The sequence below is a fragment of the Microvirga sp. jy35 genome (assembly GCF_056148915.1).
In genome coordinates, this window is the sequence record NZ_JBWBEW010000045.1 from 21518 (window position 1) to 37142 (window position 15625).

A 15625-nucleotide genomic window follows, 5' to 3' on the forward strand; every position below is an offset into this window, starting at 1 on the left:
CCTTCTGCGCCCCTCAGACGCACGGTAGCCAAGACAGGATGGCAAATGGAAATCTTCATGATGGGTAGCGCTGCCAGCTCAAAGCTCAGCGGTGTACGCTGGGACCTCTCACCTTATTCCAACACGTGAGAAATCTCTCATCCTCCCCATCAGGGGCCTAGTTCGTTGGCTCATGCTGACCGTACGAGGAAGAGATGCTGGCTTTTCAGCGCGAGTTCTCCGGTCAGAGCAAAAGTTCCGAACGTGATCGCTCTGTCTGGGGAAGGTCGTTTTTGAGTCAGGCAGTAAACTTCGCTCACTGACAGGAACGTCCGGTACTCTTATCCGAGAAGCGGACCAAGCGCTTAGGTCCAAGAAGTGCCAATTCACAACCTTCCTCGTACATAGGCCAGATTTTGTAGAGCCTGTACCAGGCGACCTGCTGGTTGGTTAGACCGATGGGATTGTCATGGTGCAGTTGCCCCCTCCCGCTCGAACCGGAGTCGAAGTATCCGGCGGACTCCAGGGTCATCGTCCACGGCCTCAGCAATTCGGGTTAGGCCGACCGATCGGCGCCTGCTCCGGCTCCTCAGCTTCCATCCAAGATGGGTCGAGCGTAAACAACTCCTGCGGGCGGTTGACCCCTCTCAAAGCATAACGGCCAACGGAAACGAGGCATTCCTGCTCGGGCGTCGAAGCAGCCGCGAAGAAAGCCGAGGAGACCAGAACATCCCTCTCGACCGAGCGACAGAGGGCGGCGATCCGACTCACCTCGTTCACAGCCGGGCCGACCACCGTGAAGTCGAGGCGATCCTGGCTGCCGATATTGCCGTAGAAAACCTCGCCGATGTGAAGGCCCAGATAGGCGTCGGCGACCGGCAGGTTCGCGGCCATGCGATCCCGGTTGAGCGCACCGATCCGAGACCTCATCAATTGCTCTGCCCTGAGAGCGCATCGGCAGGCCTGGCCCGGATCCTCTTCCTTGAAGATCGCGAGGGTGCCGTCCCCGATCAGCTTGAGAACATCACCACCGGCCTCACAGATCGACGAGATAATGGCTTCCGCGTAGTCGTTCAGGAAAGGAATGATCTGCTCCGGATCGGCTGTCTCGGTGATTCGGGTGAAGCTGCGCAGGTCGCTGAACCAGAGTACGGCCTGGATTCGATCGGCGACGCCACGGGCGATCCGCCCTTTCAGGACGAGGCTGCCAGCATCGCGGCCAAGGTAAGTCTCGACCAGGGTCTTGGCGATGCGTGCGAGCGAGGCGCATTTCAGGGCGAGCATCAGGGGTGACGCCAGCTCGCGGACAAGTGATATCTGCTCGTCCGTAAAGCCGGCCTCAATGTCCGTCGTCCAGGATGAGTAGAAGGAATCCATCTCCCCGATAATGCCCTCGGCCTCGAAGCGATGGATCAAAACGAGATAGTCCGTCTGCCCCTCAGCGCGCAGATCCGCCAGGACGGAGAAGTCCTCCACATGACCCGGCCCTATCCGCCGCCGCAGGAAATCCTCTCCGCTCATCAGAAGATGATAGTAGGTGCTCCTGCGCCAGTTGGCTGCGGCCTCGCCCCCGACATTCGTGCGGCCGTACTCGACCATGTGGTCGAGATCGCCCTGATCATCACGGCGCCAGCGGAAGACGCGCCCCTCATGGATCGGGTGCAGCGTGTCGATGACGATGTTCACGCGCGAGACCGGCACTCGTCCGGCCACAAGGCGATGGCAGAAGCCGTGAAGGAGCTCCAGCTCCGTCATGCCCGTCAGCCCAGCCCCTGTGACCCATCTGGCGATGTCTGCTGCCTTGCCGTTATCCATGGCAGTCCCTCGTGATCGCGAAACTTCCGGCGGTCATCGCCTCCAGCAGAGTGGTCAGTCATATTCGCTAACGGATCAAGAGGCTCCCCGCCGTTTATCTATTCTGCCGGAAAGAGCTGAGATCCCGCTGGCTCAGATTGCTTCACCGACCGTCTCTTGGACGCACCCAGGACCACACTCCTCACCGTCACGTAGAAGACAGGCGTGAGGAACAGGCCGAACAGGGTCACGCCGAGCATGCTGGCGAACACGGCCGTGCGTAGGGCCTGCCTCATCTCGGCTCTAGGCCGGTGGCGAGACGGCTCAACTTTTCACACTCGGTCGACCAATCGTCATCTTTTACGCACCGAAACGGTCCGAATCCAGGCGTCCGAGGAGTGCCATGGCCGGAGATGAGATCCTGGTCGAGGAGCACAGGAGCTCGACCGGGACTGCCTCGGATATCAAGGGTTCGGTTTCACCTGCCCTTCCCTGTAAAACAGCATTCCGCCGTGATGAAGCACGCCGTCGATGAACTCGCCGTCGGCCGTGAACCCCGTATCGTCCCAGTAGTCGATTTTGGTGCCGCGGATCTCGTAGCGGCCCTGATAGGCACTTGTGCGGGTGCCCCGCGCCTCATCATAACGGCCGTTCGGGAGAAGCTCCTGGCGGATGTGGCCGTCCTTTGTGACCCACATACCGATATAGGGGTGACCTGCCATCTCTGTTGCCTCCTTGACTGGCAGTTGATTGGTGCTCGCAGGCTGCCCGAGTGCCCATGGCGCGGCGACCATTGCGGCAGCAAGGACGAGAGGGAGTGTGCTCCTTGGCATCGCATGCTCCTTCTTCAGTGACGACTCGCAGTCGGACGAACGATGATCTCGCCCACGTCCACCTCCGGGGGCTGCTCGATCGCATAGCGGATCGCCCGTCCGATGGTGTCCGGATCGATCGCTGTCCTGCGGAACTCCCGCATGGCCGCTCGGGCGCTCTCGTCCGAGATCGTCTCGGCGAGCTCGCTGGTGACCACGCCAGGCGAGATCACCGTGACCCGCAACCGATCCGTTCCTTGCCGAAGACCGACTGAGATGGCCCAGACCGCGTATTTCGTTGCGCAGTAGACCGCAGCCGTTGGCGAGACCCGATGTGCACCGATGGACGCGACATTGATAATGTGACCGGAGCCTCGAGCTTCCATGACAGGCAGCACCGCGGCAATGCCGTTCAGAACGCCCTTGATGTTCACGTCCACCATCTGGTCCCACTCGCTCACTTTGAGAGCGCTGAGGGGCGAGAGCGGCATGACACCCGCGTTGTTGACAATCGCATCGATGCGGCCGAACTCCTCGATCGTGGCAGACACGACCCTGGAGAAGTCATCTCGCGATGTCACGTCGAGCCGGTGGGCCCGCGCGACTCCGCCGGATGCTTCGATCCGGCTGACGAGGTCTTGCAGCCGGTCCGTCCGGCGTGCGCCCACAATGACTGTGTGGCCGGCTTTTGACAGCTCGAGAGCCACCGCCTCACCGATCCCGCTGGAGGCACCGGTGATCAGAATAACCTTCATCTCAGACATGGATTTCTCCTTCCACCCAAACTTGTGCCCGGACCTTTGACGCGGCGCTCTCAAGCTCATGGACGAAAGGTAGTTCGACTAAGCCGTGCAATCGACTTGCCAATCATGTATGCGCTGGTAAGATTTTGTCACCGATGACTACGGATCTTGCTGGCATTACCGTCTTCGCAACCGTCGCAGAAGCACGAAGCTTCCGGGCCGCCAGCGAACGCCTGGGGGTGACGCGCTCTGCTGTCAGCCAAGCCATTCGCCGGCTTGAGGAGCGGATGGGTGTCGCGCTGGTTCAGCGCACGACCCGCAGCGTTCATCTCACCGAGGCCGGAGAGCGGCTCTATCAGGCGGTTCGCCCTGCGCTCGACGACGTCAGCACTGCCATGGAAGCCGTCGGCGAGATGCGCGCGCAGCCCAGCGGCATGCTGCGCATAATGGTCTCCTCCATTGCTGAGAGATTCCTGAACGGCCCGCTGCTGGCAGCCTTCATTGCGACTTATCCCGACATCCGCCTCGATATCACTGTCACTGACGAGGAATTCGACATCGTGGCCGAGGGCTTCGATGCCGGCGTGCGTCTCGGTGAGGTGATCGAGCAGGACATGATCGCCATCCCTGTCTCAAGCGAGCAGCGTCAGATGGTCGTAGGCTCCCCTGACTATGTCGGGCGGCATGGTGCACCAGCCCATCCTCGGGAGTTGCCAAAGCATCTCTGCATCGGCTGGCGGCCAAACCCGCAGGTCGCCCCTTACCGATGGGAGTTCACCGAGAGCGAACGCGACTTCGCTGTCGACGTGAACCCTCAGTTGACGACCAACGACATGCGGGTGATGATACAATTGGCTTGTGCGGGAGCAGGCCTGACCTTTGGGATGGAAGAGACTTTCCGCCCCTATATTGCCCGTGCTGAACTTGTGCCGCTTCTGGAAGAGTTCTGCCCACCGTTCCCCGGCTTCTACCTCTACTATCCGACCCGCAGGAATGTGCCGCTCAAATTGCGTGTCCTCATCGACCACCTGAGACAAAGGCGGGAGACTTGAACCGCATATGGGATGAGCTGAGCCAGACTTGGAGCCTCCTGCTTTCACGGATGCTTCCATAAGATCAGCAAGCAGACCAAAACGTTACCTCCGCAACCTGCCCAGACATAGAAACAACCAATTTCAGGTTTCATCCTAAACCCAGGAAATTCGATTTTATCGAACCTACCGATCCATATTATTAGCCTTTTCCGTTATGCTTGACGACGGCATCTTTCCTTCAGTCCACGGCGCCTTTCACAAACCGCGCCCTTTCAGAAGGATTTATCGTCATGTCAAACGCAGCAGCTGTGCCTCACACTCATGCTCAGAGCCGTTCAGCTTTCGCCCTTGCCGATGCGGCTTCCCTCGTAGGCCGGGTGTTCCTGAGCGCCACCTTTGTCATCTCGGGCGTATCGAAGATTGCCGCCCCGGCCGCAACGATCGGCTATATCGAATCCGCAGGCCTGCCGCTGGCCCCTATCGGGTTCGGCCTTGCTGTCATCATTGAGATCTTGGGCGGCCTTGCATTGATCGCCGGCTATCGCACGCGGCTCGTTGCGGCAGGGCTCGCAGGCTTCACTCTTGCAACGGCGATTGCGTTCCACGGCAATGTTGCGGATCAGAACCAGTTCATCCACTTCTTCAAGAACATCGCTATGGTCGGCGGATTGCTTCAGGTTGCGGCCTTCAGAGCAGGCCGCCTCAGCCTGGATGCCCGCCGCTGATGACTTGCCTGAAGATCATTCGAAATCACGACGAAGGGCCGCGCTCATTCCGCGGCCTTTATCGTTTGCGGTCTGCCGCCGGCAAGGAAGCGGACAGCATTTTCATCGGCCCTTGCAGTCGGGCTCTCGGCTTGCTCCTGAAAGCGCTTGATCAGCCATGAACCGGCAGGGCCAGGCGGTGTATCCGTTCGATAGATCGCCTGCAGCCGGTAGGATCCTCCCCGGCAGTCGGGCATATCGAGGTGGACGAGCCGGCCGGCAGCCAGATCCTCGCGCACCATCGGCTCCGGCATGTTGCCCCAGCCGATGCCCTCCCTCAGCAGCATGTGCTTGGAGCCAAGATCCGCCAGACGCCACGTCTGTGTTGCCACAACGGCCATATCTTGGCCCTGCGTGAAAGGCGAGCGGTCCGTCAGCACAAGCTGGATGTGTTCACGCCCTGCGCCAGGGGCATTCTGACCCTCACGGGCCAGCGGATGATTGGGCGCGGCAACGGGTACCAGCTCGACACTGCCCACGCCGATCCGCTCGATCCCGGCAATTTCCGCATCGAGCGGCCAGCCCACGCCGATCGAGGCGGAACGGCTGAGAACCATCTGGGTGACGGCCCCGAGCGCCTCGACGTACAACCGCAGATGAACCGTTGGAAACTCGGCGCGGAACTCCTTGAGGGCATCGACCACGCGCCAAGCCGGCAGCATCACGTCGAGTACGAGGTGGATCTCCGCCTCCAATCCCTGCAGCAGCCCTCTGACCTTAGCGCGCAACCCATCGACCCCGTTGGAGACTGTCCTGGCTTCGGCCAAGACCATCCGGCCGGCTTCGGTCAGCTGAGGCTTGCGGGTGGATTCACGGTCGAAGAGCGACACCCCGAGCTGCGCCTCCAGGTTGGCAATCGAGTAGCTGATGACGGATGTCGCCCGACCCAGCTTGCGGGCTGCACCGGCAAAACTGCCCACATCCACAATGGTGAGAAAGATCCGCAGCTGATCAAGCGTCGGGATCCCTGGACCGGATGACATTTCGATTTCCTCGAACGTTACGGTTCATATTATGCCAGTTTTCGGAATACGGGAAGTAGCCTTCAATGTCCTCACACAGCGCGCCACTGCTGGAAAGGACAATGCCATGACCGTTCAGTCCTATGCCGCCGAAGTCGAACAGATCATTCTGCCGGCCGTTCGGGATCTCGGCGATGGCTTCCAGGTGCGCCGCGCCTTGCCGTCCATGCATCGCCGCATGGTCGGACCGTTCATCTTTCTCGACAGCTTTGGCCCCGTTGCTTTTCAGGCGGGTGAAGGTCTCGACACGCGTCCACACCCTCATATCGGGCTTGCAACCCTGACCTACCTCATCGATGGCGAGATCCTGCACCGCGACAGCGAGGGCTATGTGCAACCGATCCGCCCTGGAGAAGTCAACGTCATGACGGCTGGACGCGGAATCGTGCACTCGGAGCGGAGCAGCGATACAACACGTGCCAGCGGCGGCACGGTATTCGGCTTCCAGAGCTGGGTGGCATTGCCCGCGGACCGGGAAGAGACGGCTCCAGGCTTCCAGCACGCCAACGCCCGCGAACTTCCCCAGATGGAGGGGGATGGCATAAGCCTCAAGTTGATCGCCGGCTCATTGCATGGGCGCACCGCGCCGACGCGCACCTACTCCGATCTTTTCAACGCCGATGTGTCTCTGAACTATGGAGCGCGCCTGCGCATCGATGCGGAGCATATCGAACGCGCGGTTTACGTGATCGGTGGAGAGATCGAGGTCGCCGGGCAGACCGGGAGCTTCGGCAAGGACCAGCTCATCGTGTTCAAGCCCGGTGCGGAGATCGTGCTGCGTGCCGTCGGCGCCGCTCGCCTGATGCTGCTCGGCGGCGAGCCCCTGCCCGCGAAGCGCTACATTTACTGGAACTTCGTGTCAAGTCGCCGCGAGCGCATCGAGCAGGCTGCGCAGGGCTGGCGCGACCGTCAGTTCCCCGGCGTTCCCGGCGAGACCGAGTTCATCCCCCTGCCTGACACCCCGCCTTTCCGGCTGAAGTGACACATACGCGTCACGCTCTGTCCTGAAAAGTTCACTGCCTTCCAACCCTCCAGAAGGATCCCTGTACCATGACCTATGCCATCATCGGCTCGGGCGCGATCGGAAGCGCTCTCGCCCGCCAGTTCGCCCGCAGCAATATCGACGTTCTGATTGCCAACAGCAGGGAGCCTGATTCCCTTGCGGGTCTGGTTGCAGAGCTCGGATCGCACGTAACGCCGACGACTCTGCCTGGGGCTTTGAAAGCGGATACGGTAATCCTCGCCGTTCCCTTCACAGCCGTCGCTGCCGCGGTGAAGGGCTCTGCCCAATGGAACGGCCGGATCGTCGTCGACGCGACGAACGCCATCGACTTCCCGACCTTCGAGCCTAAGGATCTTGGAGGCCGCCCCTCGACGGACATCGTCGCCGAGATGGTTCCCGGAGCTCGGGTGGTCAAGGCCTTCAATACCCTGCCGGCGGCTGTGCTGGCCAGTGATCCGGCGCAGGATGGCGGACGCCGCGTTCTGTTCGTCTCAGGCAATGACGCCAGCGCCAACGCTGACATCGCCGGTCTGATCGAGGGTCTCGGTTTCGCGCCGATCACGTTGGGCGAGCTGAATCAGGCAGGGCTGCTCCAGCAGTTCGGCGCACCGCTGGTCGCCCAGAACCTGACGAAGCATGGATGACATCGTCTCCCGCCTGCTGACAAGCCTCCCGAAAAACTTCTCTTGAAAGGATGCTCCAATGATTTCGTCAAAACCTGTGAGAGTCGGCCTCGACGCAATGCTGACACCGGACAACTGCGCCCTGATACTGATCGACCATCAGCCGTTCCAGGTGAGCGGCGTCAAGAACATTGACGCGGCCCTCATGATCAACAACGTGGTGATGCTCGCAAAGGCCGCCAAGGCGTTCAACGTGCCCACATTGCTGACCACTGTCCTCAAGGACCGCGGCGGGAATCTCATCAAGCCGCTCCAGGATGTCTTTCCCGAGCAGACACCCATTAACCGGACGACGATCAACACCTGGGAAGATGAAAGCTGCGTCCGATGGGTGGAGAGCACGGGCCGCAGGATGATCGTGATTGCAGCCCTGTGGACCGAGATCTGCCTCGCCTTTCCGGTCATTCACGCGCTTGGCGAAGGCTACGAGGTGTATTTCGTCACCGACGCTTCCGGCGGAACCAGCGTGGAGGCCCACGAGATGGGTATTCAGCGGATGATCCAGGCCGGTGCCATTCCGCTCACCGCTGGTGTGTTCATGGCGGAGCTTCAACGGGATTGGTCTCGTGAGGAAACGGCCGGCAAGGTGGCGGAGATCATGCTCGAGCATGGCGGCGCCAGCGCCACCAATCTGGCTTGGGAACTCCAGCTTCTCGCCGGACGCCCCGGCTCTGGCGCCTGACTGCCCGAGAGCGAAGATAGCTCACGGAACGTCTAGGCACTACGCGGAGATCGGAGATTCCGGTCTTCGCTCGAACGACATTGGTGCAAGGCCGCAGTTAGCCCTCCGGCTATAGCGTCTTGTTCTAATGGATTGGCACGGATGTCCAATGTCCGGAATGGGTCATCCGAGGAAATTACGAACGCCTCGGGAATGTCTGCTGTCCCATTTGTCAGCAGACATTCGGCCTACTTCCGAGAAGTGCCGATACTGTTGAAAAAGTCCGCATCGGCCGATTTTTGCGCAGTCAGCATACAGGATGCTGGGCCTGGTCTCGTACGCTGACGCTATCAATAGACCGACGCAGCGGCACCCGGGAGTTTTTCAACAAAATCTGCCAACTTCGGACATTCCGCGGCCGTCGCCCAGAACAAGACCTCTACCGGCCGGCATGTCGGACCGATGCTCATCGCTTCTCGCCAAGGCTTACGCGTTAGAGGTGAGATCGAGGGGCACCATTCCGAGTAGGAGCCATGCACCGATTCAAGCCGAATGACCATCTCGTTCAGCTATAAGCTACTTGACCGACAGATCGTGGTATGTATTCTGGTCTGACCAAGGTAATATGAATGACCGCTGATCTAGAAATCACGCGGCTTAGGGAGAGTGGCGGCAAGGGCTTCGAGAAGGTCTTCGCCTTCTTGCGCGAGCGTTTGCTTGCGGGCTCGTTGCGACCGGGTGACCGGCTGATCCCTGAACGCGATCTCGCTGCGCAGCTCGGTGTGAGCCGACCGATCCTGCGCGAGGCGCTGCGCGCCCTGACCGTTCTCGGCGTTGTGGAAATCCGCGACCGAGTCGGAACAATCGTTCGCCGACCCGACACGTCTGTTCTGAATGACTTTTTCACTTTTGCGTTTGCGCAGCAGTCTGACGTCGTCGACGACGTGATGCAGGCGCGCATCGCGATCGAATGCCAAGCCGTCCGGCTTGCCGCCGAGCGGGCCACCGTGTCCGATTTCGAGAAGTTGCAGCAGGCGCTCGCACGCATCGTCGAGACCATCGACGATCCCGACGGCGGCAGCGCGGCCGATTTCGACTTTCACCGCGCAGTCGTCAACGCAGGCAAGTCCGAGACACTGATCGTGCTGCACAACTCACTGTCCGGTATTCTGATGCGCTCGCATCGCGATCGCCGGGAGCTTCTTCAGGTGTTCGACTCCATGAAAACCTACCTGATCGAGGATCATCGCCGGATCTTTGACGCCATCGTTGGCCGAGACCCGGAGCATGCGGAAAGGGTCCTGCGAGAGCATTTCGCGATCGGCGATGATTTCCGCCGTCGCGCCGCGATCGGAGAATCCCAAGCCCGGAGCGCCTTATGACACATGTGCACGAGCGAGATGACACGATGGGACAAAACGATCAAAACACAACGGTCGGCTTTGTTGGCCTGGGGACGATGGGGCGCGAGATGGCGCTCAACCTGCTCAAGGCCGGACTTGCAGTCTGCGCCTACGACGTGCGCAAGGAGGCCATCGACTACCTCGTTGCCCAGGGTGTCACCGGCGCTTGCAGTCTGGCAGACGCAGCGCGAGATGCAGACATTGTCATTTCGATGCTCCCCGACACGCCGCAAGTCGAGGAGATCGTCTATGGCGAAGGTGGCCTGCTGAGCGCGCCGCCACGCGGCCGTCTTCTCGTCGACATGAGTACGATCTCGCCAGTCGCCGTCCGCCGCATGCATGCCGACCTCAAGGCTGCGGGCGTGGCGTTCCTCGATGCACCGGTGTCCGGCGGGCCGGGCGGCGCCAAGAACGCATCCCTTTCGATCATGGCAGGAGGGGACAAGGACGCTTTCCTGCGTGCTGAGCCTTATTTTCGGGCCATGGGCACCACGATCACCCATGTGGGTGAGGCCGGAGCCGGTCAGACGGTCAAGCTCTGCAACCAGCTCGTCTGCGCCATCAACCTCCAAGCCATTTGCGAGGCGCTTGCGCTCAGCCGCGCCTCCGGCGTGGATCTCGACCAACTCCGCAATGTGCTCCTAGGCGGCTCGGCCGCGTCCTGGATGCTGGACAAGCTCGGGCCAGCGATGATCGCGGGCGATCCCTCCGCGGGCTTCCGCATCGACCTAATGCTCAAGGACCTGCGCCTCGTGCAGGAGCAGGCGCTTTCACTCTCCGTCCCGCTACCGGGAACGGCCCTTGTAACGAGCCAGTATGTCGAGGCGCGCGCTCACGGAGAAGGCACGAACGGCAATCAGGCTTTGTTCCGAGTCTACGACCGAATGACGAATCAGGCTGCGACCTAGCCCCGGACCACCTGCGATGAACCTCAACCTGAATTTTGCCGCGATCCTCGAACGATGGCCAGCCTTCCTAGAGGGAGCGCTGCTCACCCTTCAACTCGCCTTCATCGCGACCGTGCTGGGTACAATCATCGGTGTTCTCGGCGCCATTGGGCGGCGCAGCAGCCACTCGATCGCTGCGCGCATCTGCGGCATCTATGTCGAGGCGATCCGCAACACGCCATTGTTGGTTCAGATCTTCCTCGTCTATTTTGGCCTCGCCAGCCTGGGATTGAAGTTCTCCGCCTTCGCAGTCGCCGCGGCGGCACTCACGATCAATGTCGGCGCATACACGACCGAGATCATCCGCGCAGGGTTCGACGCAATTCCCCGCGGTCAGATCGAGGCCGCCGAAGGTCTGGCATTGTCCCGCGCCCAGATCTACTGGCATGTGGTTATGTTGCCGGCGATCGAAAAGGTCTACCCGTCGCTGACCAGCCAGTTCGTGCTGCTGATGCTGGCCTCGTCCGTGACTTCGCAGATCTCGGCTGAGGAGCTGACGGCGGTTGCAAACTACATTCAGTCCGATACCTACCGCGCGTTTGAGACGTATATCCTGGTCGCGATTGTCTACATCATCCTGTCGCTGGTCATGCGGGCTGGGTTCTGGCTTCTCGGTCTCGTGATCTTCCCGCGTCGTCGACGCCTCGGCACCCTTTTGTGAGGAGGAGAAGATGGGCGGTTCCTTCAATGCCAATCACCTGATGTTCCTCGGATACGGCACGCTGTGGACTATCGGCCTGTCCCTCATCGGTCTTCTCGGCGGTGGCATCGCGGGTTTCATCGTCGCCCTTTGCCGCATCTCGCCGAGTCGGATCGTCAGGCTTATCAGCGCCGGCTATGTCCAGCTCATCCAGGGCACGCCGCTTCTCGTCATCATGTTCCTGACCTATTTCGGCCTGCCTGCGCTTGGCGTGACTGTCTCTCCCCTGATGGCCGCAGGCGCCTCGCTCACGATCTTCGTCAGTGCCTATCTCGGCGAGATCTGGCGCGGCTGCTTCGAGTCCGTTCCGAAGCCGCAATGGGAGGCAGCGGAAGGACTCGCTCTCAGCCGGTCCCAGCGGATGATGAAGGTCATCCTTCCGCAAGCTATCCGGATTGCGACGCCGCCGACCGTGGGTTTCATGGTGCAGATCATCAAGAACACCTCGTTGGCCTCGGTAGTCGGCTTCGTGGAACTCGCGCGGTCCGGGCAGATCATCAACAACTCCCTGTTCGAGCCATTCCTGATCTACACCATCATCGCCATCATCTACTTCGCCCTCTGCTATCCGCTCTCGCGGTTCAGTCACCGGTTAGAAACGCGCGGCGGCCCGGCTCGCCTCGAACTTGAGACTGCCTGACATGCACAAGATCACCAGAACAGATACCGCTTCACCAGTCGTCGGCGTGTCGAATGTGCATAAGAGCTTCGGTGCGCTCAAGGTGCTCGACGGGGTGAGCTTCGATGTCAAACGCGGCGAGGTTCTCGTCATCATCGGCCGCAGTGGCTCCGGCAAGAGCACCGCCCTGCGCTGCATCGACCGTTTCGAGACAATCGACAGCGGTGAGATCGTCGTGTGCGGCCATCGCGTCAGCGACCCAAAACTCGACCTGCGGGCACTGCGCCAGGATGTCGGCATCGTCTTCCAGAGCTACAACCTGTTTCCTCACCTGACCATTGAGGAGAACATCACGCTCGCCCCCTGTTCCGTGAAGGGCATCTCGAAGGTTCAGGCAAAGGAGCAGGCGCGCCGGGTCCTTGCCCAGGTTGGCTTGGAAGACAAGCTCCACCAATATCCCGAACAGCTTTCCGGTGGCCAGCAGCAGCGTGCGGCGATTGCCCGCTCGCTCGCCATGCAGCCCAAGGTGATGCTGTTCGACGAAGTGACCTCGGCCCTCGACCCGGAGCTGACCGGCGAGGTTCTGAAGGTCATCGAGGCACTCGCTGCGGATGGCATGACTATGGTGATGGTCACGCACGAGATGGGATTTGCCAGGGGGATCGCCAACCGGGTGGTGTTCATGCATCGCGGCAAGGTCCATGAGACTGGCCCTGCCGCGATCCTGACATCGCCTGCAACTCCGGAACTCGCCCAGTTCGTTGGCACAGGGCTCTAAACGACAACCAAGACTTAGGGAGACCACAATGATGAAGCGCTCGCTCTCTGCTGCCGCAGTTGCAATGGCCTGCATGGTAGCACTCGGCACCACCGCAGCCCACGCAGACCTTCTCGACGACATCATGAAGGCGAAGAAGATCCGGATAGCGACCGACATGGCGATACCGCCGTCCGGAATGATGGATGCCAATCTTAAGCCCACGGGATCGGACGTGGAAACCGCCCAGCTTCTCGCGAAGGATCTCGGGCTGGAGCTTGAGTTCATCCAAACCACCGGCGCGACCCGCATCCCGAACGTCCAGACCAACAAGGCGGATATCATCATCTCGACCCTCTCGGTCACGCCCGAGCGCGGCAAGGTGATCGATTTCACCAAGGCCTATGCAGCCTTGCAGTCCGTTGTTGGCTGCTTGAAGACCGTCGAGGCAAAGGGCTGGGATGACCTGAAGGGCAAGACGATCGCCGTCTCCCGCGGCACGACGCAGGATACAGAACTGACAAACATGAAGGATCGAAATCTCACCCTTGCCCGCTTCGACGACGATGCCACGATGGTGACGGCTGCCGTGTCGGGTCAGGCAGACTGCGTCGCGACGTCGGCAACGATCGTGAACCAGATCGGAGTTAAGAACCCGGCCCGTGCGTTCGAGCCGAAGGTGCTCATCCGCACCTTCGACCTTGCCATCGGTGTCCGCAAGGGCGAGCCGCGCCTGGTCGAGAAGCTCAACGAGTGGATCTCGACCAATCTGAAGAACGGCAAGCTGAACGAGATCTACAAGAAATTCCATGGCAGCGAGCTCCCGCAGGAGATGCGGAGCTGAGCCAGGGACACATCGGGTGGCCCCAGCGCCACCCGGCCTGCAACCATAGAGGAAAGGTTACCCAATGCGCGTCGTAATCGGGTCAGATCATGCCGGATGGCCCCTCAAGAAAGCGGTGGTCGAGCACGTGCGCTCGCTTGGCCATGAGGTCGTCGATGTAGGCTCCTTCGATGACAAGCCCGTCGATTTCCCGGACATCGCCCGCGCACTGACCGAGAAGGTCAAGTCTGGCGAGGCCGAGCGCGGCATCATGGTATGCGGCACGGGCGTCGGTGCGTCGATCGCGGCCAACAAGGTCAAGGGTATTCGCGCTGCTGTATGCCACGATATCCACTCGGCGCATCAGTCGGTCGAGCACGACGACGTCAACGTGATGTGCATCGGCGCCAAGATCGTCGGCTCCTGGCTCGCACAGGATCTCGTCGAGTCATATCTGGCGGCGGAATTCTCCACCGACGAGGACTGCCGTCGCCGCGTGGAGATGCTCCACGCCATGGATGCTAAAGGCTGAGACCGGCCGGATTGGACAGCGGGCGCATATGACATGATCCTTGTCTTCGGTTCCATCAACATCGATCTGGTCGCCCGCGTAGCCGGGATCCCGCAACCCGGCGAGACGGTCCTCTCGCCGCGTTACGAGACCCTGTTCGGAGGGAAAGGCGCGAACCAAGCGGTCGCCGCCGCACGTGCATCGTTGCCGCACCAAGTTGCAATCGTGACCTGCGTTGGCAACGACGCCTTCGGCCGATCGGCCCGCGACAACCTCGTTCGCAATGGTGTCATGGCTGATCTCGTCGCCAATAGTGCCGAGCCGACCGGGTGCGCCTTCATCACCGTCGACGAGCGCGGGGAGAACGCGATCACTGTCGCCAGTGGGGCGAATGCCTCGCTGACGGAAGCAGCGGTTCGTGGGTTTGCCGTGGATGCCGCGACGGTTGCGGTGTTCCAGATGGAGGTTCCTTTCGCTGCCTCCCTTGACGTTGCCCGGCATGTGCGGGCGGCGGGCGGGCGCGTCATCTGGAACCTGGCACCCGCGCCGCCGTCATTTCCGGCCAACGACCTCTCTGATCTTCTCGGCACCACGGACGTTTTCGTTGTCAACGAGCACGAGGCGATCGCGGCGGCAGCGCTCCTTGGCTGCAAGAACAACGATTTCAGGGATGCTGGGACCTATCTGTCGGGCATGGGCTGCCTTTGCGTCGTAACTGCGGGCGCGCTCGGGGCGTTTGCCTTTCACCCTGACGGGCACAGCGAAAGTATCAAAGCGGAGCCGATCCAGCCGATTGATACGACTGGAGCCGGAGACACTTTCGTCGGCGTCTTGGCGAATGGCCTTGATGAGGCCATGCCCTTCAAGAGCGCTCTTGAACGGGCCGTTCGTGGGGCATCCTTGGCTTGCCTTGCTCAGGGCGCGCAGGCTGGTATGCCAACTCGCGAGCAACTCGGAACAACCTGCCTGGTAAGGTGAAAAGGCAAAGCCGGAGCGGAGGTGGTAGGTCCTAACAGTCTCTGCACTTAGTCGGCACAGCACCCTCATCAGCGTCCCGCCAGAGTTCCAGCGAGCGGTGCCGAGAGCAGCCATTCGGCTCCAGCATCGTAGCCCCTGGGATTTCGTGCGGGTCATGATTGCAGCCGCGCTACCCGCTCACCAAACCGACTGCGGTGCAGGCTCAGCATAAGCAGAGCGCTGACACACGTACTATCGGTTAGGCAACACGCCTTCATCAGAAAAGCCGACCGAGCGTCAGCCCAGTTATAAACGGGCTCTGAGTGCACCGGCACTATCCGATGCACTCGTTTGATCTCGATCAAGCCAGGAACTGATCCCTTATGGGAAGCTGCCGGATCCGCTTGCCCGTC

17 protein-coding genes and 1 pseudogene are annotated in these 15625 nt (G+C 61.0%); 13 read left to right on the top strand and 5 right to left on the bottom strand.

From position 1 onward, the window contains the following. Positions 1-522 precede the first annotated feature (522 nt). The 4 genes and pseudogenes from AC0QTX_RS23235 to AC0QTX_RS23250 all read right to left on the bottom strand — a co-directional run bounded on the left by AC0QTX_RS23235 (position 523) and on the right by AC0QTX_RS23250 (position 3349). Positions 523-1794 (bottom strand): adenylate/guanylate cyclase domain-containing protein, encoded by a 1272-nt coding sequence (locus AC0QTX_RS23235; RefSeq protein WP_474606185.1) that lies wholly within the window; start codon positions 1792-1794, stop codon positions 523-525. A 98-nt stretch (positions 1795-1892) separates the two neighbouring features. Then, a pseudogene (locus AC0QTX_RS23240) lies at positions 1893-2081 on the bottom strand (hypothetical protein); the annotation flags it as partial. Positions 2082-2237: 156 nt separating this feature from the next. After that, on the bottom strand, positions 2238-2567 hold the full coding sequence (locus AC0QTX_RS23245; RefSeq protein WP_474606200.1) for an Atu4866 domain-containing protein: 330 nt from the start codon (positions 2565-2567) through the stop codon (positions 2238-2240). 53 nt (positions 2568-2620) lie between these two features. Beyond that, on the bottom strand, positions 2621-3349 hold the full coding sequence (locus AC0QTX_RS23250; protein ID WP_474606186.1) for an SDR family oxidoreductase: 729 nt from the start codon (positions 3347-3349) through the stop codon (positions 2621-2623). A 134-nt stretch (positions 3350-3483) separates the two neighbouring features. Between AC0QTX_RS23250 and AC0QTX_RS23255 the strand changes: the two genes are divergently transcribed. Both AC0QTX_RS23255 and AC0QTX_RS23260 read left to right on the top strand, forming a co-directional pair. Then, the gene (locus AC0QTX_RS23255) at positions 3484-4380 is read left to right on the top strand and encodes a LysR substrate-binding domain-containing protein (protein WP_474606187.1); all 897 of its coding nucleotides are present in this window, start codon (positions 3484-3486) and stop codon (positions 4378-4380) included. A 272-nt stretch (positions 4381-4652) separates the two neighbouring features. Beyond that, a complete protein-coding gene (locus tag AC0QTX_RS23260; RefSeq protein ID WP_474606188.1) occupies positions 4653-5087 on the top strand; it encodes a DoxX family protein in 435 nt (144 codons plus the stop codon). 44 nt (positions 5088-5131) lie between these two features. Here AC0QTX_RS23260 and AC0QTX_RS23265 read toward each other — a convergent pair whose 3' ends face one another. Beyond that, positions 5132-6109 carry a LysR family transcriptional regulator gene (locus AC0QTX_RS23265; protein WP_474606189.1) on the bottom strand — a complete coding sequence of 326 codons (978 nt, stop codon included), beginning with the start codon at positions 6107-6109 and terminating at the stop codon, positions 5132-5134. 106 nt (positions 6110-6215) lie between these two features. On the opposite strand from AC0QTX_RS23265, the gene AC0QTX_RS23270 reads away from it, so the two are divergent. From AC0QTX_RS23270 to AC0QTX_RS23320, 11 genes are all read left to right on the top strand, one after another. Next, positions 6216-7130: a pirin family protein gene (locus tag AC0QTX_RS23270; protein ID WP_474606190.1), complete on the top strand. Its 915-nt coding sequence runs from the start codon at positions 6216-6218 to the stop codon at positions 7128-7130. A gap of 68 nt (positions 7131-7198) precedes the next feature. Next, on the top strand, positions 7199-7795 hold the full coding sequence (locus AC0QTX_RS23275) for an NADPH-dependent F420 reductase (RefSeq protein WP_474606191.1): 597 nt from the start codon (positions 7199-7201) through the stop codon (positions 7793-7795). Positions 7796-7853: 58 nt separating this feature from the next. Next, positions 7854-8516, top strand: a complete 663-nt coding sequence (locus AC0QTX_RS23280; protein ID WP_474606192.1) for a hydrolase — start codon at positions 7854-7856, stop codon at positions 8514-8516. A 608-nt stretch (positions 8517-9124) separates the two neighbouring features. Next, positions 9125-9877 (top strand): FadR/GntR family transcriptional regulator, encoded by a 753-nt coding sequence (locus AC0QTX_RS23285; protein ID WP_474606193.1) that lies wholly within the window; start codon positions 9125-9127, stop codon positions 9875-9877. Next, entirely contained in the window at positions 9874-10806 is a 933-nt protein-coding gene (locus tag AC0QTX_RS23290) for an NAD(P)-dependent oxidoreductase (protein WP_474606194.1), read from the top strand. The genes AC0QTX_RS23285 and AC0QTX_RS23290 overlap by 4 nt, the downstream gene beginning before the upstream one ends. 16 nt (positions 10807-10822) lie before the next feature. Continuing rightward, entirely contained in the window at positions 10823-11506 is a 684-nt protein-coding gene (locus AC0QTX_RS23295) for an amino acid ABC transporter permease (RefSeq protein WP_474606195.1), read from the top strand. Positions 11507-11516: 10 nt separating this feature from the next. Next, positions 11517-12185, top strand: a complete 669-nt coding sequence (locus AC0QTX_RS23300; RefSeq protein WP_474606196.1) for an amino acid ABC transporter permease — start codon at positions 11517-11519, stop codon at positions 12183-12185. 1 nt (position 12186) lies between these two features. Then, positions 12187-12942 (top strand): amino acid ABC transporter ATP-binding protein, encoded by a 756-nt coding sequence (locus tag AC0QTX_RS23305; protein WP_474606197.1) that lies wholly within the window; start codon positions 12187-12189, stop codon positions 12940-12942. Positions 12943-12973: 31 nt separating this feature from the next. Next, on the top strand, positions 12974-13765 hold the full coding sequence (locus AC0QTX_RS23310) for a transporter substrate-binding domain-containing protein (RefSeq protein WP_474606201.1): 792 nt from the start codon (positions 12974-12976) through the stop codon (positions 13763-13765). Positions 13766-13829: 64 nt separating this feature from the next. Then, positions 13830-14276 carry a ribose 5-phosphate isomerase B gene (gene rpiB / locus AC0QTX_RS23315; RefSeq protein WP_474606198.1) on the top strand — a complete coding sequence of 149 codons (447 nt, stop codon included), beginning with the start codon at positions 13830-13832 and terminating at the stop codon, positions 14274-14276. Between the two features lie 33 nt (positions 14277-14309). Next, positions 14310-15233, top strand: coding sequence for a ribokinase (locus AC0QTX_RS23320; RefSeq protein WP_474606199.1), 924 nt, complete (start codon positions 14310-14312; stop codon positions 15231-15233). The last annotated feature ends 392 nt before the right edge of the window (positions 15234-15625 follow it).